The following is a 19444-nucleotide window of genomic DNA, read 5'->3' as shown; positions in this document are numbered from 1 at the left end:
AATATGACACCCGGGCTCCGTTCCTCGATGGGGCCCGGTTGTTTTATTCACACAAGAGGATGTTATGGTAACTATTCGTTTAGCTCGTCACGGCGCTAAAAAGCGTCCGTTCTACCAGGTTGTTGTGACTGACAGCCGTAATGCACGCAACGGTCGCTTCATCGAGCGCGTTGGTTTCTTCAACCCACTGGCCGCTGGCGCAGAAGAAGAAACCCGTCTGGATCTGGATCGTATCGCTCACTGGGTTGGCCAGGGCGCTACTGTTTCCGATCGCGTTGCTACGCTGATCAAAGCAGCAAACAAAGCAGCTTAATCTGTCACGGTGGTCATGATGAGCAATAAAGCACCTGTTGAACCGATCGTATTGGGAAAAATGGGTTCTTGCTACGGTATCCGTGGTTGGCTCAGAGTGTTTTCCTCCACTGAAGACGCTGATAGCATTTTTAATTACCAGCCCTGGTTTATCCAGAAAGGCGGTAAGTGGGAAGAGGTCGAGCTGGAAAGCTGGCGTCACCACAATCAGGACATCATCATCAAGCTGAAAGGCATTGACGATCGTGATGCCGCGAATGCGCTGACTAATTGTGAAATTGTCGTGGATTCGTCGCAGTTGCCACAGCTGGAAGAGGGTGACTACTACTGGAAAGACCTTATGGGTTGCCAGGTAGTGACCACTGAAGGCTACAGCCTGGGGAAAGTCATCGACATGATGGAAACCGGGTCAAATGACGTTCTCGTCATTAAGGCAAACCTGAAAGATGCATTTGGCATCAAGGAGCGGTTGGTTCCGTTCCTCGATGGACAGGTTATCAAGAAAGTCGATCTCACTACTCAAACCATTGAAGTAGATTGGGATCCTGGTTTTTAAATTCTCCGGATAAACGGTAAAAGACGGCGCTATGTGGATTGGCATAATTAGCCTGTTTCCTGAAATGTTCCGCGCGATTACCGATTACGGGGTAACTGGCCGGGCAGTAAAGAATGGCCTGCTGAGCATCCAGAGCTGGAGTCCTCGTGACTTCACGCACGACCGGCACCGTACCGTGGACGATCGTCCTTACGGCGGCGGACCGGGGATGTTGATGATGGTGCAACCCTTACGGGACGCCATTCACACAGCAAAAGCCGCGGCAGGTGAAGGCGCGAAGGTGATTTATCTGTCACCTCAGGGACGCAAGCTTGATCAAGCGGGCGTGAGCGAACTGGCGACGAATCAAAAGCTGATTCTGGTCTGCGGTCGCTACGAAGGGATAGATGAGCGCGTAATTCAAACCGAGATTGACGAAGAATGGTCTATCGGCGATTACGTTCTCAGCGGTGGTGAGTTACCAGCAATGACGCTGATTGACTCCGTTGCCCGGTTCATTCCGGGTGTACTGGGCCATGAAGCTTCGGCGACAGAAGATTCGTTTGCCGATGGATTGCTGGACTGTCCACACTATACTCGTCCTGAAGTGTTAGAAGGGATGGAAGTCCCGGCAGTATTACTGTCTGGAAACCATGCCGAGATACGTCGCTGGCGTTTGAAGCAGTCGCTGGGCCGAACCTGGCTTAGAAGACCTGAACTTCTGGAAAACCTGGCTCTGACTGAAGAGCAAGCAAAGTTGCTGGCCGAGTTCAAAACTGAACACGCGCACCAGCAGCATGAACATGATGGGAATGCGTAATACGCTCCCGAATATCAGTTTACCCAGGATAAGAGATTAAATTATGAGCAACATTATTAAGCAACTTGAACAAGAGCAGATGAAGCAGGACGTACCTTCCTTCCGTCCAGGTGACACCGTGGAAGTGAAAGTATGGGTTGTTGAAGGTTCCAAAAAACGTCTGCAGGCATTCGAGGGCGTGGTTATCGCTATTCGTAACCGCGGTCTGCACTCTGCATTCACTGTTCGTAAAATTTCCAACGGCGAAGGCGTTGAGCGTGTCTTCCAGACTCACTCTCCGGTAGTTGACAGCATTGCTGTTAAACGTCGTGGTGCTGTACGTAAAGCTAAACTGTACTACCTGCGTGAGCGTACTGGTAAGTCTGCTCGTATTAAAGAGCGTCTGAACTAAGATTCGCTTAAGCGACATCCTGTTAGAAAGGGCTGGCCGAAAGGCTGGCCCTTTTTTTATCCCATCGCACCTCTCGCGTTAACCCTTCCGTCATAAATCATTTACAATGTTCGCCTCTTGGGTGGAGGGTAAGTGGATAACGTACTGCATCAGCATAGCTGGAAACGCGCAGCGGCATTGACCGCGCTGTTTGCGATCCTGCTGATCGTCGTGGCGCCGCTGATCTCCGTCTCGCTGCAAAAAGATCCCATGAGCGCCATGCCGGGCATGCACCACGACATGAGCATGATGTCGATGGACGAGCATCATGGTGATATGCCGCATTCCATGCCAGTTGACCATGCGGAAGCATGCGGCTACTGCGTGCTGTTAGCGCATGTGCCGGGCGTGATGCTGGCGCTTATCGTTCTGCTCAGCGTGGTGTTGCAGCGGCTGCGCGTGAAACCGCCTCGTCAGGCGGTCAGCCACTGGCACTTTTTCCCCTGGCTTTACCCCGATACCCGCGCGCCGCCGCGTCGGTCTGCTTTCTCCCTTTAAAACAAAATCACTCACTTTTTGCCTTAAAAAGGAAAAGTATGACTACCTGCACTCCGCGCGCGGCATGGGGAAACCTGCTGCGTCGCCTCCATTTCTATATCGGGCTGTTTGTCGGTCCGTTTATCTTCTTCGCAGCGCTGACCGGAACGCTGTATGTCGCCACGCCGCAGCTTGAAAAGGCGCTGTACCATCATGCACTCCACACGGATGCCGTGGGTGAGGCGCAGCCTCTTGCTGAACAAATTGCCGTGGCGGAAAAGGCCGTGGGTTCAGCGCTGCGTTTACATGCTGTACGTCCGGGGCTGGAAGGGGGCGAAACGACCCGCGTGATGTTTGCCGACCCGGCGCTGGGTCCCTCCGAGCATCGGGCTATTTTTATTGATCCCACCAGCCTTGAGATTCGAGGGGATATGACCGTGTACGGCACCAGCGGGATTTTACCGCTGCGTCAGACTATCGATTATCTGCATACCTCGCTGATGCTGGGCAACATCGGGCGCCTCTATAGCGAGTTAGCCGCCTCGTGGATGTGGGTTGCTGCCCTGGGCGGGATCGCGCTGTGGTTCTACACCCGACCGAAGCGCCGTATTAACAATCGTTTCCAGAATCGTCGTCGCCTGCATGTGATCTTAGGCTGGACGTTACTGGCGGGAATGCTGCTGTTCTCAGTCACCGGGTTAACCTGGTCACAATGGGCCGGTGGCAACGTCGATAAGCTGCGTGCAGAGATGAACTGGCTGACGCCGCAGGTAAACACCACCCTTTCCGGTGCGCCGGAAATGAGGGATGAACACGCCGAACATCGTGGTCATCACGGGGGAATGACGATGCCTGAAATGCCAGTCAAACTGTCGCTTTTTGACAACGTATTGCAGGTCGCCCGCCAGTCAGGGATTGATGCGAACAACGTTGAGATCCGTCCGGCAAGCAGGGTCGACCAGGCCTGGACGGTGACGGAAATCGATCGCCGCTGGCCAACGCAGGTTGATGCCGTTGCCGTGGATCCCCACTCACTGAAGGTGCTGGACAGCACTCGCTTCGGGGATTTCCCGCTGATGGCTAAACTCACCCGCTGGGGCGTGGATTTCCACATGGGGATCCTGTTTGGTCTGGCAAATCAGCTGCTGCTCATCGCGTTTGGCGTTGCGCTGTGTGTGTTAATTATCTGGGGATACCGGATGTGGTGGATGCGTCGCCCTGCAACGTCAGCCGCGAACCCGGTACAGACGCTCTGTCAAAGCTGGCTGGCATTGCCGCTGTGGGGAAGGGGAGTGACGTTCCTGATAAGCCTCCTGCTGGGGCTGGCGTTGCCGGTAATGGGCGTCAGTCTGGCGGTCTTTATTGTGATTGACTGGCTGCGCTGGCGAGCGGTTTCAGGCGTGTCGCTCGCCGGAACATCCGTTAAATAGCCTTAAGGCGTGCTGATGACTACCGCAACCCGGCGGTTTTCAGCGCGCCCCTGCGCAGTGCGGTTGCTGTTGACAGGGTATTTTTTGCCTAAGCCCCGCGTAGTGAGATTGCTGCGCGGGATATTCGCGCCCTTCGCCCAGGCATCCGCCACAACATTGGCACGTTTTAACGAAAGCGCTTCGTTGTAGCTCTCTTCGCCATAGTTATCCGTATGGCCATCCATCCTGGCGTGGTTCAGACCGGTTGCCGCCAGGCGTGAGGCCATAGTCTGGATCTGCGTTTCACTTTCCGGGCGCAGCCTGGCGTCATTTTTATCAAACAGGATCTTATCCGACAGGCCCAGAGACCAGTCGCCATTCAGTTCGTTAAAGCCGTAGGATTTCATGGCCGCAATTTGCTCTGGCGTGAATTTCCCTTCAGGGGATGACTGGCATCCGGACATTACCAGTGATGCCAGTATTAACGGCGCAAAGTATCGCTTTAACATATCGTCTTCCTTTCAGGATATTGTTTTCGAACGCTGGTTTTTGACCAGATACATATTGCGATCGGCTTGCTCCAGTAATGCTTCAACGGAGGCATTTTCCCACGCCAGAGCAAAGCCAATGCTGAGGGACATTGATGCTGTGTGCCCGTTATGCAGATCAAACGGACGGATAAATTGCTGCGACAGCGCAGCGCAAATAAATTCGACCTCACGTGCGGTGTGGACGCCGTAAAGGATCATGGCAAATTCATCGCCGCCAAGACGGTAAGACTGATGACGTTTTTCGCCAAACTCGACCATCCTTTTGGCGGCTTCGATCAGTACGCAGTCACCCGCGGCATGACCCCAGGTGTCATTGATAACCTTGAAGTTATCACCGTCCAGGAAGAGCAGGGCAGAATTGGTTTTTGCTGAAGCGTCGTTCATTAATGCCGCAATGTTGTTGCGAAACGCGGCGCGGTTTGCAAGCCCCGTGAGCGGATCGTGCATGGCGGTACGCAACAGTTGAGCGTTTTTCGCCTGTAGCTTGAGCTGCCACTCTTCCATTTCATCCAGCAGGCTGTTGAAGTCTTCACCAAACTGGTGGAACTCTTCAATGCGGCCTTCCGTTACCCGGCGAGAGAAGTTGCGGTTAGTGCGAACGTCATGCACAACGTCAGTGATGTTTTGCATTTCAGCAACCATGCCATGATGTAGCGAGCGGGTGATGGTCAATGCGACGGCAGAGGCAAAAAGAATGCAGCCGGTGAGGACCGCAAATGAGAGCCAGATAAAGTGGCTAATCAGGCTGTCTCGCGCGGTCAGACGAATTTCGCCAATCACATTGCCATTATGTATGATGGGCTGTGCGACAGGAACAGGGAACAACCACCGGTTGACCAGCGCGCCCAGCGTGTCGGTATTATCCGCCGGGTTCCATGACCACCAGGCAAACCGTTTATGATGTGCGTTAAGCACTTCCGCCACGGCGAACTGCCCCTGCTTGCCGAGGGTCGCCAGCGTTTCATTTGCCGCCACGGCATCGTTGAACACCAGAGAGGCTTCAAGGCTGTGGCTCATGGTGGCGCCGGTAAGTTCGAGGTTTTTTTGCGCGTATTGCTTTAATGTCACCACGGAAGCGAAACACAGCAGCAACCATATAAACGTCATCGTTATAATGACGCTTATCATGCTGATTCGTCGCAACGTTCTTTTAAACGTCGGACGCGGTGTTGGTGCGACTTCCTTATTCATGCTTCTTATTCCGTGCGAGCATTAATACATCCGGATTGACTCTTACGCCACTGCGCGCCAGCGCATCCAGATTTACGGAAAACCTGACGAGGTTGTGCTCTATTATCAGACAAAATGCGCTGCCAATAACGCATTCAGGATTTTGTTCTGACATTAATAGCAACGCCTGGCCCTGATATTGATTTATTATTTCCTGTTGTTTTGCCGGCGACTCGCTCCCGAAATAGAGGGCATCACACCTTGCTGCGAGTGCTTCCCGATCGCTATGCACAATGACAGGACTATAGGGCAACGGGTTGTGTTCATCTTCACTGCTGAGCGCCTGTCTGTAATGGGAAGAGGCATAAATACAGAGCTTAGGCTGGCCGGACAGTGCTGGCCATCGGGTGTAGCTCACAATGCCAGAAACAATCGAACGTACTGATTTATCCGTTTCCGTGAACGAGCCTGCCGTTGCAGGGGCTACTAAAATGAACAGTATTAGCACCAGGGGGAGTCGGAGCAAAGCGATCAAGATTGCATTTCTCATCAGAATCCGCCAAACCGCCCCGGAAATAGATGTCCTTAAGAATTGTCGGCAGAATACCATTGTTTATCAAAGCCGTCATTATGTCAGAAATATCCCTGTTTTGACCTAAGCTAAATCTTACAGTGAGCTATATTCAGAGGAATTAAGGCAGGCTCAATTAAGCCTGCTGGAACGCATACTTTCATCCAATCCTTGTTGCCAGGATTCATGCAGTTTTACTGCATTTTCAGTTGCATCGCAGCTGGCAGGAAATGATTTGCCCGCTAATCCCCAGGCGTGAATAAAGCCCTCTTCGCATATTTTTTTCTGTCCGTCAGCGTAGCCACGAAGATATTCCGCTCGATCAACCTGAGGGTCATTAAAACTATCGGCCAGAGCCTGGTTATCTTTAACCGGAACACCATTCATAGCGTCTTCTTTACCGGCCGTGAACCAGTCCGGGCTGGTCCAGTCAGGCTGAAAAGTATAAGGATTGATCTGGCAACCCGACAAAATCAGCGACAACAACATAAAAATAATTGAACGCATGGCTATTCTCCTTTTTGTGAGCATAGCCTGACTTACAGGCGTGCGTGTGTAATTTTAACTTTACGAATTTAGGTCATGACTTTTGCAATTAAAGGGTTGATGTAAAGTAATGTGTACGTATTTTGGATTGAAATCTTTACTTAATGTGATATCGTTGTGTCACCTCTTCGAGGAAAACCACTATCGCAAACGAGTTTGACAGGATCGCAATCATGCAAAAAGACGCGCTGAACAACGTACATATCACTGACGAACAGGTGTTAATCACCCCGGATCAACTGAAGGCGGAATTCCCGCTGAGCGTCGCGCAGGAAGCTCAGATTGAGCACTCGCGCCAGACCATTTCTGACATTATCGCTGGCCGCGATCCGCGCCTGCTGGTGGTATGTGGTCCTTGCTCTATTCACGATCCTGAAACCGCCATTGAGTACGCTCGTCGATTTAAAGCATTAGCGGAGGAGGTCAGCGATAGCCTCTATCTGGTGATGCGCGTCTATTTTGAGAAGCCACGTACGACCGTTGGCTGGAAAGGGTTGATCAACGATCCGCACATGGATGGCTCGTTTGATGTGGAAGCAGGACTGAAAATTGCGCGTCGCCTGCTGGTGGAACTGGTGAGCATGGGGCTGCCGCTGGCTACCGAAGCGCTGGATCCGAACAGCCCGCAGTACCTGGGCGATCTCTTCAGCTGGTCTGCGATTGGGGCGCGCACCACCGAGTCACAAACCCACCGCGAGATGGCGTCTGGCCTGTCTATGCCGGTTGGTTTTAAAAACGGTACCGACGGCAGCCTGGCGACGGCGATTAACGCCATGCGCGCCGCCGCCATGCCCCATCGTTTTGTCGGGATCAACCAGGCGGGCCAGGTATGCCTGCTGCAAACGCAGGGCAACCCGGACGGGCATGTGATCCTTCGCGGTGGTAAAGCGCCAAACTACAGCCCGGCGGATGTCGCGCAGTGTGAAAAAGAGATGGAACAGGCGGGACTGCGTCCGGCGCTGATGGTAGATTGCAGTCATGGTAATTCGAATAAAGATTACCGTCGCCAGCCTGCGGTTGCAGAATCTGTGATTGCTCAGATTAAAGATGGCAACCGTTCAATTATCGGCCTGATGATTGAAAGTAATATTCATGAAGGCAATCAGTCATCGGAACAGCCGCGTAGCGCGATGAAGCCCGGCGTCTCGGTCACCGATGCCTGCATTAGCTGGGAAACCACCGATGCGCTGCTGCGTGAGATCCACAAAGATTTGAACGGCCAGCTGGCGACGCGTCTGGCATAAGAGGGTAGTTATGGTTGCTGAATTGACCGCATTACGCGATCAAATTGATGAAGTGGATAAGGCGTTGCTGGATCTTCTGGCGCGCCGCATGGCACTGGTTGCTGAGGTCGGCGAGGTTAAAAGTAAATACGGACTGCCGATTTACGTTCCGGAGCGTGAGGCCTCTATGCTCGCCTCCCGCCGTAAAGAGGCGCAGGCCCTGGGCGTATCACCTGATTTGATTGAGGACGTCCTGCGTCGCGTGATGCGCGAGTCTTATTCCAGCGAAAACGACAAGGGCTTCAAAACCCTCTGTCCGTCGCTGCGCCCGGTGGTTATCGTCGGTGGTGGCGGGCAGATGGGGCGTCTGTTTGAGAAAATGCTGACGCTTTCTGGCTATCAGGTGCGTATTCTGGAGAAAGAGGACTGGTCGCACGCGCCGGAGCTGATGAAAGACGCCGGAATGGTTATCGTCAGCGTGCCGATCCATGTGACGGAGCAAATAATCGCGAAACTTCCTCCGCTGCCGGAAGATTGCATACTGGTGGACCTGGCCTCCGTTAAAAATGGTCCGCTACAGGCAATGCTGGCGGCGCACACTGGCCCCGTGCTTGGGTTACACCCGATGTTTGGCCCGGACAGCGGAAGCCTGGCGAAGCAGGTAGTGGTTTACTGTGACGGACGGCAGCCGGAAGCCTACCAGTGGTTCCTGGAACAGATCCAGGTCTGGGGAGCACGTTTGCACCGCATTAGCGCGGTAGAGCATGACCAGAACATGGCGTTTATTCAGGCGCTGCGCCACTTTGCAACCTTCGCCTATGGGCTGCACCTGGCGGAAGAGAACGTTCAGCTTGAACAATTGCTGGCGCTTTCCTCGCCAATCTATCGTCTGGAGCTGGCGATGGTCGGGCGACTGTTTGCCCAGGATCCGCAGCTTTACGCCGACATCATCATGTCGTCTGAAAATAATCTGGCGCTGATCAAGCGCTATTATCAGCGTTTTGGCGAAGCGATCACCTTGCTGGAACACGGCGATAAACAAGCCTTTATCGACAGTTTCCGTAAAGTGGAGCACTGGTTCGGTGATTACGCCACGCGATTCCAGAGTGAAAGCCGCACGCTGTTGCGCCAGGCAAATGACAGTCGCCAGTAATGCGATGATGTATATACTGAAAGCCAGCATTGCTGGCTTTTTTCATTTTGGGGAACTGTCATGGCTGAACCGCAGCTGCTGTTGAACTATACCGGGCATCTGCCCGAATGCCCGACGTGGAGTGCAGAAGAGAAGGCGCTCTACTGGGCGGATATCCTGGAAGGGGAGATCCATCGGTACCATCTGCCCACCGCGGAACACTCGGTGCTCTCATTCCATGAAGAAGTTGGGTGTTTTGCCCTGCGTGAACGCGGCGGATTTATCGTCGCGATGCGAAACGCCATCTGGCTGACCGATAAGCACGGCCTGCTACAGCGTAAAGTTTGCGATAACCCATCCAACCCGCAGCTTGCACGCTTTAACGATGGCGGTACCGATCATCAGGGACGGTTTTATGCGGGCACCTTCTGGGGGCCGGGAGATTATAACGGCGCCATGCTGATGCGTATTGACAACGACCTGACGCCGAAAGTGATCCAGTGCGATATTCACGGGCATAACGGTTTAGCGTTTAGTCCTGACAAACGATGGATGTTTACTTCTGATACGCCGAACGGTGTGATCTACCGTACGCCGCTTGATGAGCAGGGGGAACCCGGTAAGCGCGAAGAGTTTCGCCGGTTTAGCGAGGGAGAAGGTATGCCCGACGGAGCGGCAATGGACGAGGAAGGCTGCTACTGGAGCGCACTGTTTGACGGCTGGCGTATCGCACGGTTTTCACCGCAAGGCGAACAGCTGGAAGAGTATCGGCTGCCGGTACGCTGCCCGACAATGGTCTGCTTTGGCGGCGACGATATGAAAACGCTGTTTATCACCACCACGCGGGAAAATATGGAGGCGGAGGAGCTGGCGAAATATCCGCTTTCCGGTGCCATCTTCACCCTGCCTGTAAATGTGGCAGGGATGAAGAAAAGCCGCTTTATCGAACGTTAAGCCGGATCGACCGGGACCACGTTTTCGCTCGGATAGCAGCCCAGCACTTTCATGGAGCGTGTGATCTCGCCCAGTTCGCGCAGGGCTTTCTGCATGGACGCAGACTCCAGGTTGGCCTGAACGTCGAGATAAAACATTTCTTCCCACGGGTTGCCATGTATTGGGCGGGATTCCAGCTTCGTCATGATCAGGTTGTGATTACGCAGCACCAGCAGCGCTTCAACCAGCGCACCCGCCTGCTGGCCGGTCGCCATCAGCAGGGTGGTTTTCGCCGGGACCTGGTCCGACACGTTGATGGCCTTGCGGGCCAGAACCACGAAACGGGTGATATTCTGCGTCTGGTTGGCCAGATTGCGTTCCAGCACCTGTAAGCCATACAGCGCGCCGCCCGCTTCGCTACCGAGAGCCGCGACGGCAGAAGAGTTTGCCTGCGCCACTTTTTCCATCGCCGCCGAGGTGCTTTCGGTGTATTCAATTTTCCAGTGCGGATAACGGTTCAGGAACTGGCTGCACTGCTGGAACGGCTGCGGGTGGCTGTACACCGTTTTAATCTGACTCAGATCGGTTGAGCCAGAGACCAGCACACAGTGATCGATAGGGATAGTCAACTCGCCGACTAACGACAGGCTGGTGTGCTGGAGCAGATCGTAAACATCGTTGATGGCGCCGGAACTGGTGTTCTCAATAGGCACCACGGCGTAATCTGCCTGGCCGGTTTCGACCTGGTTGAAAATGTCTGCAAATTTCGCGCAGCCGCTCTCAATAAACTCTTCGAAATGGCGGGCTGCGTACTGGCGAGCTGCCAGGTGAGAATAGGACCCTTTCGGGCCGAGGAAAGCGATACGAGCAGAGTGCGGGTTGGTTTTGTTCAGATGCTGCTGGAGCAGGGCTTGTTGCGTCAGAACGGAGTCTTCGATGATGAGCTGGAACAGGCGGGTGATGTAGTGCGCATCCAGATGATGCGCTTTGCCGAGTTGAATCAACCGTTCCAGTAAATCACGTTCGCGATCGATATCGCGCACCGGCCGATGGGACTCGAGCTTGGCTTTGCCCACTTCAACGGCGAGCGCGCGGCGTTCTGCCAGCAGGGCCAGTAATTTTTCGTCGAGTGCACTGATTTTTACGCGTAAATCCAGGAGCGGGTTTTCCGGTGTCATAGTGTTGTCTGTCTCATTTTATCGTTATCAATAAAAAAGGCCTCCCGGTGTGGGAGGCCTTGTTGTTCGTCTTCGCATTCTTTATCACACGACGAAACGCCTCCCGGTCAGGGGAAGGTAAAAAAGAATGCGAAGAAAAACGGCGTCTGTTTCATAAGGTCATCCTGAAATTGATAGGTTAAAGTACCTGCACTGTTTTGATCCTGTCAATAAAAAACGCGCCCGAAGGCGCGTTGTCGGTACACTCAATTTTAGAGGATTACTCTTCTTCAACTTCTTCCGCGAAGCTGGCGTCTTTCACCGAGGTTGCGGCGCGACGTGCTTCACCTTTGTGTTGCACTTTATTGAGCTGCCGTTCCAGCTTGTTGATCAAATCGTTAATTGCGGTGTACATATCCTCGTGTTTTGCGCTGGCGACCAGATGGCCGTTTGGAGTATTGATAGTTGCATCAGCGATGAAACCCTGCGGCTCCTTGGACAGGATGATATGTGGATTAATCAAATGTGTTTGCCATTTATCCAGTTTGGCGAGACGGTCTGCGACGTGCTGGCGGATTGCCGGAGTAATTTCCATTTGTTTACTGGTAATGTTCATTGTCATAAATTTTACCTCTTGTCTTTCCGTCTTGGTGATTCCAGCATACCCGACCTAATGTCAAAATGTGTGATTTAGATCACGTTATTTTGTCGGTTTTTGTCAGGGAATCTTTTTTGTGAGGCAGGGCAGGAAGAGGTGAGATTTACCTTGTCGAAGCCAACAATTGCGGTCATAGTTGAATGGATGTGTTGAAGCTAAACCGCTTCAGCGTAAGTGTGAAAGAATAAAAAAACGGCAGCCCGCGGGCTGCCGTTATGCGTTGTAGCGGTATCAGGTGTTGCTGCTGTTCGCGGCGATGATTTTCGCCACTTTGTCAGCCTGAGCCGTCATCTGCATCTGGCGATACGCATTTTCCATCAGCTTCAGGCCATCACGCGTGGCCTGGGTATCCGGATAATCACGCAGCATGCCTTCTACACGGTTAACCACGGCAACCCATGCGCCACGGCGGGTGTAGTATTCCGCAACGGAGTACTCATATTTCGCCAGACGATCTTTCAGGAATACCAGACGCTTAGTGGCATCGGTAATGTACTGGCTGTTCGGGTAGCTACGCACCAGTTTGGAGAAGTCATTGAAAGCATCACGCGCATGTTGCGGGTCACGGTCGGAACGATCCACCCCGAAGAAGCCCTGCAATGCACTATCATCCAGCGCCATGTTAGTCAGGCCGCGCATGTACATCACGTAATCGATGTTAGGATGGGTAGGGTTCAGACGCATGAAACGATCGATGGTTGCCTGAGCCAGCGGCAGATCGGCATTTTTGTAGTAGGCGTAGATAAGATCTAACTGTACCTGCTGCGAATACGGGCCAAACGGATAGCGATTATCCAACGCTTCCAGTTGCGTTATCGCCTGTTTCCAGTTACCGTCCTGCAACTTTTGTTGTGCAGTCGCATAGATTTCATTCGGCGGATTGTCAGGGACCTGTTCATTCGAACCGGAGCAGCCCACCAAAGCCAGGCTCAACGTGGCCGCTGCCACCAGATATTTCATGCGCGTCATGACGTTTTGACTTTCCTCAAATGTTTGTCCGGGAGAAACTCAGTTCCTGCTCCCGATTAAGACCAGCTACAATAGCACACTATATTAAACGGCAAAGCCGTAAAACCCAACGTTAAACGAAGAAGCAGTTTATGGCACAACGAGTAGAACTCACCGCAACAGTCTCCGAAAATCAGCTCGGTCAACGCTTAGATCAGGCTTTGGCCGAATTGTTCCCTGATTATTCGCGTTCACGCATAAAAGAATGGATCCTTGACCAGCGCGTGCTGGTAAACGGCAAGATCTGGGACAAACCAAAAGAGAAAGTGTTTGGTGGGGAAGCTGTCGCCATCAATGCTGAAATCGAAGAGGAAGTCCGCTTCGAGCCGCAGGATATCCCGCTGGATATCGTCTACGAAGATGACGACATTCTGGTCATCAACAAGCCGCGCGACTTTGTTGTTCACCCGGGCGCGGGCAATCCTGACGGTACGGTACTTAACGCTCTCCTTCATTATTATCCGCCGATTGCCGATGTACCGCGTGCCGGTATCGTTCACCGTCTGGATAAAGACACCACGGGTCTGATGGTGGTGGCGAAGACGGTTCCCGCCCAGACTCGCCTGGTGGAATCGTTGCAACTGCGCGAAATCACCCGTGAGTATGAAGCGGTGGCGATTGGTCATATGACCTCTGGCGGCACGGTGGAAGAGCCTATCAGCCGTCACCCAACCAAGCGTACGCATATGTCTGTACACCCGATGGGCAAACCGGCGGTAACCCACTACCGCATCATGGAACATTTCCGTATTCATACGCGCCTGCGCCTGCGTCTGGAAACCGGGCGTACTCACCAGATCCGCGTGCACATGGCGCATATTACCCATCCGCTGGTGGGGGACCCTGTTTACGGCGGTCGTCCGCGTCCACCAAAGGGCGCATCGGATGAATTCATCTCCGTGCTGCGTAAATTCGATCGCCAGGCGCTGCATGCGACGATGCTACGTCTTTACCACCCAATCACCGGAATTCAGATGGAATGGCATGCGCCGATCCCACAGGATATGGTGGAACTTATCGACGCGATGCGCGCAGATTTCGAAGAACATAAGGATCACGTGGACTGGTTATGACCAAACTGATTGTCCCGGAATGGCCACTGCCTGAAGGCGTGGCCGCCTGTAGTTCAACCCGTATCGGTGGCGTGAGCCAGGGCGCGTGGGAGTCACTGAACCTCGGTGCGCACTGTGGTGATAACCTGGAGCACGTTGAAGAGAACCGTAAACGCCTCTTTGCTGCGGGAAACCTTCCTTCAAAACCGGTCTGGCTTGAGCAGGTGCATGGTAAAGCGGTGCTGAAGCTGACGGGGGAGCCCTATGCGTCTAAGCGCGCCGATGCTTCGTACAGCAATACGCCGGGAACGGTTTGCGCGGTGATGACTGCTGATTGCCTGCCGGTGTTGTTCTGCAATCAGGCAGGGACTGAAGTGGCTGCTGCCCACGCCGGATGGCGAGGCCTGTGCGAAGGCGTGCTGGAAGAGACCGTTGCCTGCTTCCATGACGATTCTGCAAATCTCATCGCCTGGCTTGGCCCGGCGATTGGCCCGCAGGCGTTTGAGGTCGGGCCCGAAGTGCGCGATGCCTTTATGGAAAAAGATCCGCAAGCGGTCGAAGCGTTTGTGGCTTCCGGAGATAAATATCTGGCCGATATTTATCAGCTTGCCCGCCAGCGCCTGAATAACGTCGGCGTGACCCAAATCTTCGGCGGAGATCGCTGTACCTTCAGCGAAAAGGGTGATTTTTTCTCCTATCGCCGCGACAAGACGACAGGTCGTATGGCAAGTTTCATTTGGCTGATATAACCTAAAGAATCAAGACGATCCGGTACGCGCCGTTTTCTTTTCACATAATTCAGGTTATTAACCTTGAATAATTGAGGGATGACCTCATTTAATCTCCAGTAGCAAATTTGACCTGTTATGGGAGGAGTTATGCGTCTGGATCGTCTTACTAATAAATTCCAGCTTGCTCTCGCCGATGCCCAGTCCCTTGCACTGGGGCACGACAACCAATTTATCGAACCTCTTCATTTAATGAGCGCCTTGCTGAATCAGGAAGGGGGATCGGTACGTCCTTTATTAACGTCCGCTGGCATTAATGCCGGCCAGTTACGCACCGCCATCGATCAGGCGCTGAGCCGTTTACCGCAGGTAGAAGGTACCGGCGGCGACGTGCAGCCGTCGCAGGATCTGGTGCGCGTGCTGAACCTTTGCGACAAGCTGGCACAAAAACGTGGGGACAACTTTATTTCGTCAGAGCTGTTTGTTCTGGCGGCGCTTGAATCACGCGGTACCTTAACCGACCTGCTGAAATCCGCCGGTGCAACCACCGCTAATGTGACCCAGGCGATTGAGAAAATGCGCGGAGGTGAAAGCGTGAACGACCAGGGAGCCGAAGACCAACGTCAGGCTTTGAAGAAATTTACGGTCGACCTGACCGAACGTGCCGAGCAGGGCAAACTTGACCCGGTAATCGGCCGTGACGAAGAAATTCGTCGGACTATCCAGGTACTGCAACGTCGTACCAAAAACAACCCGGTGCTGATTGGTGAGCCTGGCGTCGGTAAAACCGCCATCGTTGAAGGGCTGGCGCAGCGTATCGTTAATGGCGAAGTGCCCGAAGGGCTGAAAGGCCGTCGCGTACTGGCGCTGGATATGGGCGCGCTGGTGGCCGGGGCGAAATACCGCGGTGAATTTGAAGAGCGTCTGAAAGGCGTGCTGAACGATCTGGCGAAACAGGAAGGTAACGTCATCCTGTTTATCGACGAACTGCACACCATGGTGGGGGCGGGTAAAGCTGACGGCGCAATGGATGCCGGGAACATGCTGAAACCTGCGCTGGCGCGTGGTGAACTTCACTGCGTCGGCGCCACTACGCTGGACGAGTATCGTCAGTACATTGAAAAAGATGCCGCGCTGGAGCGTCGCTTCCAGAAGGTGTTTGTCGCTGAACCAAGCGTTGAAGATACCATCGCCATTTTGCGAGGACTGAAAGAGCGTTATGAGCTGCACCATCACGTGCAGATCACTGACCCGGCCATCGTTGCGGCGGCGACGCTTTCGCATCGTTACATTGCCGACCGTCAGTTGCCGGATAAAGCCATCGACCTTATCGATGAAGCGGCGTCCAGCATCCGTATGCAGATTGACTCGAAACCGGAAGAGCTGGACCGACTCGATCGCCGCATTATCCAGCTCAAGCTGGAACAGCAGGCGCTGAACAAAGAGTCTGACGAAGCGAGTAAGAAACGCCTCGATATGCTTAACGAAGAACTGGACGAGAAAGAGCGTCAGTATTCTGAGCTGGAAGAAGAGTGGAAAGCTGAGAAAGCCTCCCTCTCTGGCACCCAGACAATCAAGGCGGAGCTGGAGCAGGCGAAAATTGCCATTGAGCAGGCCCGTCGCGTAGGAGATCTGGCGCGGATGTCCGAGCTACAGTACGGCAAGATCCCTGAGCTGGAAAAACAGCTTGAGATCGCCACGCAGTCGGAAGGCAAAACCATGCGTCTGTTGCGTAATAAAGTGACGGATGCCGAGATTGCCGAAGTGCTGGCGCGCTGGACGGGTATTCCTGTGGCTCGCATGATGGAAAGCGAACGTGAGAAACTGCTGCGTATGGAGCAGGATCTGCATCAGCGCGTCATTGGACAGAACGAAGCGGTCGAAGCGGTATCTAACGCCATTCGTCGTAGCCGTGCGGGGCTGTCCGATCCGAATCGTCCAATCGGCTCGTTCCTTTTCCTGGGGCCAACCGGTGTCGGTAAAACCGAGCTGTGTAAAGCGCTGGCTAACTTTATGTTCGACAGCGATGACGCAATGGTGCGTATCGATATGTCCGAGTTTATGGAGAAACACTCCGTCTCGCGTCTGGTCGGTGCGCCTCCGGGATATGTCGGTTATGAAGAGGGCGGTTACCTGACGGAAGCGGTTCGTCGTCGTCCTTATTCCGTCATCCTGCTGGATGAAGTGGAAAAGGCTCATCCTGACGTGTTTAACATTCTGTTGCAGGTGCTGGATGATGGGCGTCTGACGGACGGGCAGGGAAGAACGGTCGACTTCCGTAACACGGTGGTGATCATGACCTCGAACCTGGGTTCCGATTTGATTCAGGAACGTTTCGGTGAGCTGGATTACAGCCATATGAAAGATCTTGTGCTGGGTGTGGTCAGCCAAAACTTCCGTCCGGAGTTCATCAACCGTATTGATGAAGTGGTCGTGTTCCATCCGCTGGGCGAGAAACACATCGCGTCGATTGCGCAGATCCAGTTGCAGCGTCTGTACAAACGTCTGGAAGAGCGTGGGTATGAAATCCACATTTCCGACGATGCGCTGAAACTGCTGAGCGAGAATGGTTACGATCCTGTTTATGGTGCGCGTCCGTTAAAACGTGCTATCCAGCAGCAGATCGAAAACCCGCTGGCACAGCAAATCCTCTCTGGGGAGCTGGTTCCGGGCAAAGTTATTCGTCTGGAAGCCAACGACGATCGCATTGTGGCAGTGCAGTAAGTCACAAAACGCAAAAACGGGCCGCTTGCGGCTCGTTTTTGTTTAAAAACCAGGCGAAAATTGAGGTCTGGGATGTGATTTTGCCTGGAAAATGAGCGTTCAGTAAATAATTTTCACTTTATCCTTGCAGGTTCGGAATTACTCCCTATAATGCGCCTCCACTGACACGGAACAACGGCACGCAAGCCGCCGGGTCAGCAGAGAAAAGCAAAACAAACGCTTGACTCTGAAGCGGGAAAGCGTAATATGCACACCCCGCGCCGCAGCGAAAACGAAGCGGCACTGCTCTTTAACAATTTATCAGACAATCTGTGTGGGCACTCAAAGTGACATGGATTCTTAATGTCCTCGGACACTAAATGAATACCAAGTCTCAACGAGTGAACACGTAATTCATTACGAAGTTTAATTCATTGAGCATCAAACTTTTAAATTGAAGAGTTTGATCATGGCTCAGATTGAACGCTGGCGGCAGGCCTAACACATGCAAGTCGAACGGTAACAGGAAGCAGCTTGCTGCTTTGCTGACGAGTGGCGGACGGGTGAGTAATGTCTGGGAAACTGCCTGATGGAGGGGGATAACTACTGGAAACGGTAGCTAATACCGCATAACGTCGCAAGACCAAAGAGGGGGACCTTCGGGCCTCTTGCCATCGGATGTGCCCAGATGGGATTAGCTAGTAGGTGGGGTAACGGCTCACCTAGGCGACGATCCCTAGCTGGTCTGAGAGGATGACCAGCCACACTGGAACTGAGACACGGTCCAGACTCCTACGGGAGGCAGCAGTGGGGAATATTGCACAATGGGCGCAAGCCTGATGCAGCCATGCCGCGTGTATGAAGAAGGCCTTCGGGTTGTAAAGTACTTTCAGCGGGGAGGAAGGTGTTGAGGTTAATAACCTCAGCAATTGACGTTACCCGCAGAAGAAGCACCGGCTAACTCCGTGCCAGCAGCCGCGGTAATACGGAGGGTGCAAGCGTTAATCGGAATTACTGGGCGTAAAGCGCACGCAGGCGGTCTGTCAAGTCGGATGTGAAATCCCCGGGCTCAACCTGGGAACTGCATTCGAAACTGGCAGGCTAGAGTCTTGTAGAGGGGGGTAGAATTCCAGGTGTAGCGGTGAAATGCGTAGAGATCTGGAGGAATACCGGTGGCGAAGGCGGCCCCCTGGACAAAGACTGACGCTCAGGTGCGAAAGCGTGGGGAGCAAACAGGATTAGATACCCTGGTAGTCCACGCCGTAAACGATGTCGACTTGGAGGTTGTGCCCTTGAGGCGTGGCTTCCGGAGCTAACGCGTTAAGTCGACCGCCTGGGGAGTACGGCCGCAAGGTTAAAACTCAAATGAATTGACGGGGGCCCGCACAAGCGGTGGAGCATGTGGTTTAATTCGATGCAACGCGAAGAACCTTACCTACTCTTGACATCCAGAGAACTTTCCAGAGATGGATTGGTGCCTTCGGGAACTCTGAGACAGGTGCTGCATGGCTGTCGTCAGCTCGTGTTGTGAAATGTTGGGTTAAGTCCCGCAACGAGCGCAACCCTTATCCTTTGTTGCCAGCGGTTAGGCCGGGAACTCAAAGGAGACTGCCAGTGATAAACTGGAGGAAGGTGGGGATGACGTCAAGTCATCATGGCCCTTACGAGTAGGGCTACACACGTGCTACAATGGCGCATACAAAGAGAAGCGACCTCGCGAGAGCAAGCGGACCTCATAAAGTGCGTCGTAGTCCGGATTGGAGTCTGCAACTCGACTCCATGAAGTCGGAATCGCTAGTAATCGTGGATCAGAATGCCACGGTGAATACGTTCCCGGGCCTTGTACACACCGCCCGTCACACCATGGGAGTGGGTTGCAAAAGAAGTAGGTAGCTTAACCTTCGGGAGGGCGCTTACCACTTTGTGATTCATGACTGGGGTGAAGTCGTAACAAGGTAACCGTAGGGGAACCTGCGGTTGGATCACCTCCTTACCTTAAAGAACCTGCCTTTGTAGTGCTCACACAGAT

General features: G+C 53.4%; 20 protein-coding genes, 1 rRNA gene and 1 other annotated feature. Of the genes, 13 read left to right on the top strand and 8 right to left on the bottom strand.

What is annotated here, in order from left to right; genetic code table 11:
• The first annotated feature begins 64 nt into the window (after positions 1-64).
• From rpsP to ACQG1Y_RS17380, 6 genes are all read left to right on the top strand, one after another.
• Positions 65-313: a 30S ribosomal protein S16 gene (gene rpsP, locus ACQG1Y_RS17405; RefSeq protein WP_003863133.1), complete on the top strand. Its 249-nt coding sequence runs from the start codon at positions 65-67 to the stop codon at positions 311-313.
• Between the two features lie 15 nt (positions 314-328).
• Positions 329-868: a ribosome maturation factor RimM gene (gene rimM / locus ACQG1Y_RS17400; protein ID WP_032609925.1), complete on the top strand. Its 540-nt coding sequence runs from the start codon at positions 329-331 to the stop codon at positions 866-868.
• A gap of 31 nt (positions 869-899) precedes the next feature.
• Positions 900-1667, top strand: a complete 768-nt coding sequence (gene trmD / locus ACQG1Y_RS17395) for a tRNA (guanosine(37)-N1)-methyltransferase TrmD (protein WP_014832949.1) — start codon at positions 900-902, stop codon at positions 1665-1667.
• Between the two features lie 43 nt (positions 1668-1710).
• On the top strand, positions 1711-2058 hold the full coding sequence (rplS, locus tag ACQG1Y_RS17390; RefSeq protein ID WP_002914145.1) for a 50S ribosomal protein L19: 348 nt from the start codon (positions 1711-1713) through the stop codon (positions 2056-2058).
• A 132-nt stretch (positions 2059-2190) separates the two neighbouring features.
• Positions 2191-2595: a DUF2946 domain-containing protein gene (locus ACQG1Y_RS17385; protein WP_017382958.1), complete on the top strand. Its 405-nt coding sequence runs from the start codon at positions 2191-2193 to the stop codon at positions 2593-2595.
• 38 nt (positions 2596-2633) lie between these two features.
• The gene (locus ACQG1Y_RS17380; protein ID WP_039270043.1) at positions 2634-4004 is read left to right on the top strand and encodes a PepSY-associated TM helix domain-containing protein; all 1371 of its coding nucleotides are present in this window, start codon (positions 2634-2636) and stop codon (positions 4002-4004) included.
• Positions 4005-4006: 2 nt separating this feature from the next.
• On the opposite strand, the gene ACQG1Y_RS17375 is transcribed toward ACQG1Y_RS17380, so the two are convergent.
• From ACQG1Y_RS17375 to ACQG1Y_RS17360, 4 genes are all read right to left on the bottom strand, one after another.
• Positions 4007-4492: an OmpA family protein gene (locus tag ACQG1Y_RS17375; RefSeq protein WP_426736879.1), complete on the bottom strand. Its 486-nt coding sequence runs from the start codon at positions 4490-4492 to the stop codon at positions 4007-4009.
• A gap of 12 nt (positions 4493-4504) precedes the next feature.
• Positions 4505-5725: a diguanylate cyclase DgcN gene (gene dgcN, locus ACQG1Y_RS17370; protein ID WP_047734687.1), complete on the bottom strand. Its 1221-nt coding sequence runs from the start codon at positions 5723-5725 to the stop codon at positions 4505-4507.
• Positions 5718-6254, bottom strand: a complete 537-nt coding sequence (locus ACQG1Y_RS17365) for a YfiR family protein (RefSeq protein ID WP_015571570.1) — start codon at positions 6252-6254, stop codon at positions 5718-5720. Before ACQG1Y_RS17365 ends, dgcN begins: the two co-directional genes overlap by 8 nt.
• 153 nt (positions 6255-6407) lie before the next feature.
• Positions 6408-6782, bottom strand: coding sequence for a DUF2799 domain-containing protein (locus ACQG1Y_RS17360; RefSeq protein WP_032669369.1), 375 nt, complete (start codon positions 6780-6782; stop codon positions 6408-6410).
• 212 nt (positions 6783-6994) lie between these two features.
• Between ACQG1Y_RS17360 and aroF the strand changes: the two genes are divergently transcribed.
• Genes aroF through ACQG1Y_RS17345 form a run of 3 tightly spaced genes read left to right on the top strand, consistent with a single transcriptional unit; the run spans position 6995 to position 10130 of the window.
• Complete coding sequence (aroF, locus tag ACQG1Y_RS17355) at positions 6995-8065, top strand: 3-deoxy-7-phosphoheptulonate synthase AroF (RefSeq protein WP_006811632.1); 1071 nt, start codon at positions 6995-6997, stop codon at positions 8063-8065.
• Positions 8066-8075: 10 nt separating this feature from the next.
• Positions 8076-9197 carry a bifunctional chorismate mutase/prephenate dehydrogenase gene (gene tyrA / locus ACQG1Y_RS17350; RefSeq protein ID WP_006811631.1) on the top strand — a complete coding sequence of 374 codons (1122 nt, stop codon included), beginning with the start codon at positions 8076-8078 and terminating at the stop codon, positions 9195-9197.
• A 60-nt stretch (positions 9198-9257) separates the two neighbouring features.
• Complete coding sequence (locus tag ACQG1Y_RS17345; protein WP_047062397.1) at positions 9258-10130, top strand: SMP-30/gluconolactonase/LRE family protein; 873 nt, start codon at positions 9258-9260, stop codon at positions 10128-10130.
• On the opposite strand, the gene pheA is transcribed toward ACQG1Y_RS17345, so the two are convergent.
• From pheA to bamD, 4 genes are all read right to left on the bottom strand, one after another.
• The gene (pheA, locus tag ACQG1Y_RS17340; RefSeq protein ID WP_047734688.1) at positions 10127-11287 is read right to left on the bottom strand and encodes a bifunctional chorismate mutase/prephenate dehydratase; all 1161 of its coding nucleotides are present in this window, start codon (positions 11285-11287) and stop codon (positions 10127-10129) included. The genes ACQG1Y_RS17345 and pheA overlap by 4 nt on opposite strands.
• A 30-nt stretch (positions 11288-11317) precedes the next feature.
• Positions 11318-11443, bottom strand: a sequence feature (Phe leader region).
• Complete coding sequence (pheL, locus tag ACQG1Y_RS17335) at positions 11395-11442, bottom strand: pheA operon leader peptide PheL (RefSeq protein ID WP_100229775.1); 48 nt, start codon at positions 11440-11442, stop codon at positions 11395-11397. (Overlaps the previous feature by 48 nt.)
• A 103-nt stretch (positions 11444-11546) precedes the next feature.
• On the bottom strand, positions 11547-11888 hold the full coding sequence (gene raiA, locus ACQG1Y_RS17330) for a ribosome-associated translation inhibitor RaiA (RefSeq protein ID WP_003863162.1): 342 nt from the start codon (positions 11886-11888) through the stop codon (positions 11547-11549).
• 267 nt (positions 11889-12155) lie between these two features.
• Positions 12156-12893: an outer membrane protein assembly factor BamD gene (gene bamD / locus ACQG1Y_RS17325; protein ID WP_003863164.1), complete on the bottom strand. Its 738-nt coding sequence runs from the start codon at positions 12891-12893 to the stop codon at positions 12156-12158.
• Positions 12894-13024: 131 nt separating this feature from the next.
• Between bamD and rluD the strand changes: the two genes are divergently transcribed.
• The 4 genes from rluD to ACQG1Y_RS17305 all read left to right on the top strand — a co-directional run bounded on the left by rluD (position 13025) and on the right by ACQG1Y_RS17305 (position 19408).
• On the top strand, positions 13025-14005 hold the full coding sequence (rluD, locus tag ACQG1Y_RS17320; RefSeq protein ID WP_017383977.1) for a 23S rRNA pseudouridine(1911/1915/1917) synthase RluD: 981 nt from the start codon (positions 13025-13027) through the stop codon (positions 14003-14005).
• Positions 14002-14733, top strand: a complete 732-nt coding sequence (yfiH, locus tag ACQG1Y_RS17315; RefSeq protein WP_045141910.1) for a purine nucleoside phosphorylase YfiH — start codon at positions 14002-14004, stop codon at positions 14731-14733. The genes rluD and yfiH overlap by 4 nt, the downstream gene beginning before the upstream one ends.
• A 129-nt stretch (positions 14734-14862) precedes the next feature.
• The gene (clpB, locus tag ACQG1Y_RS17310; protein WP_017692862.1) at positions 14863-17436 is read left to right on the top strand and encodes an ATP-dependent chaperone ClpB; all 2574 of its coding nucleotides are present in this window, start codon (positions 14863-14865) and stop codon (positions 17434-17436) included.
• A gap of 430 nt (positions 17437-17866) precedes the next feature.
• A 16S ribosomal RNA gene (locus ACQG1Y_RS17305) occupies positions 17867-19408 on the top strand.
• Positions 19409-19444 lie beyond the last annotated feature (36 nt).

The organism is Enterobacter cloacae complex sp. 397G4 (genome assembly GCF_050031515.1).
Classification (GTDB): Bacteria; Pseudomonadota; Gammaproteobacteria; order Enterobacterales; family Enterobacteriaceae; genus Enterobacter; species Enterobacter hormaechei_C.
This window is presented reverse-complemented; position numbering and strand designations above follow the sequence as displayed.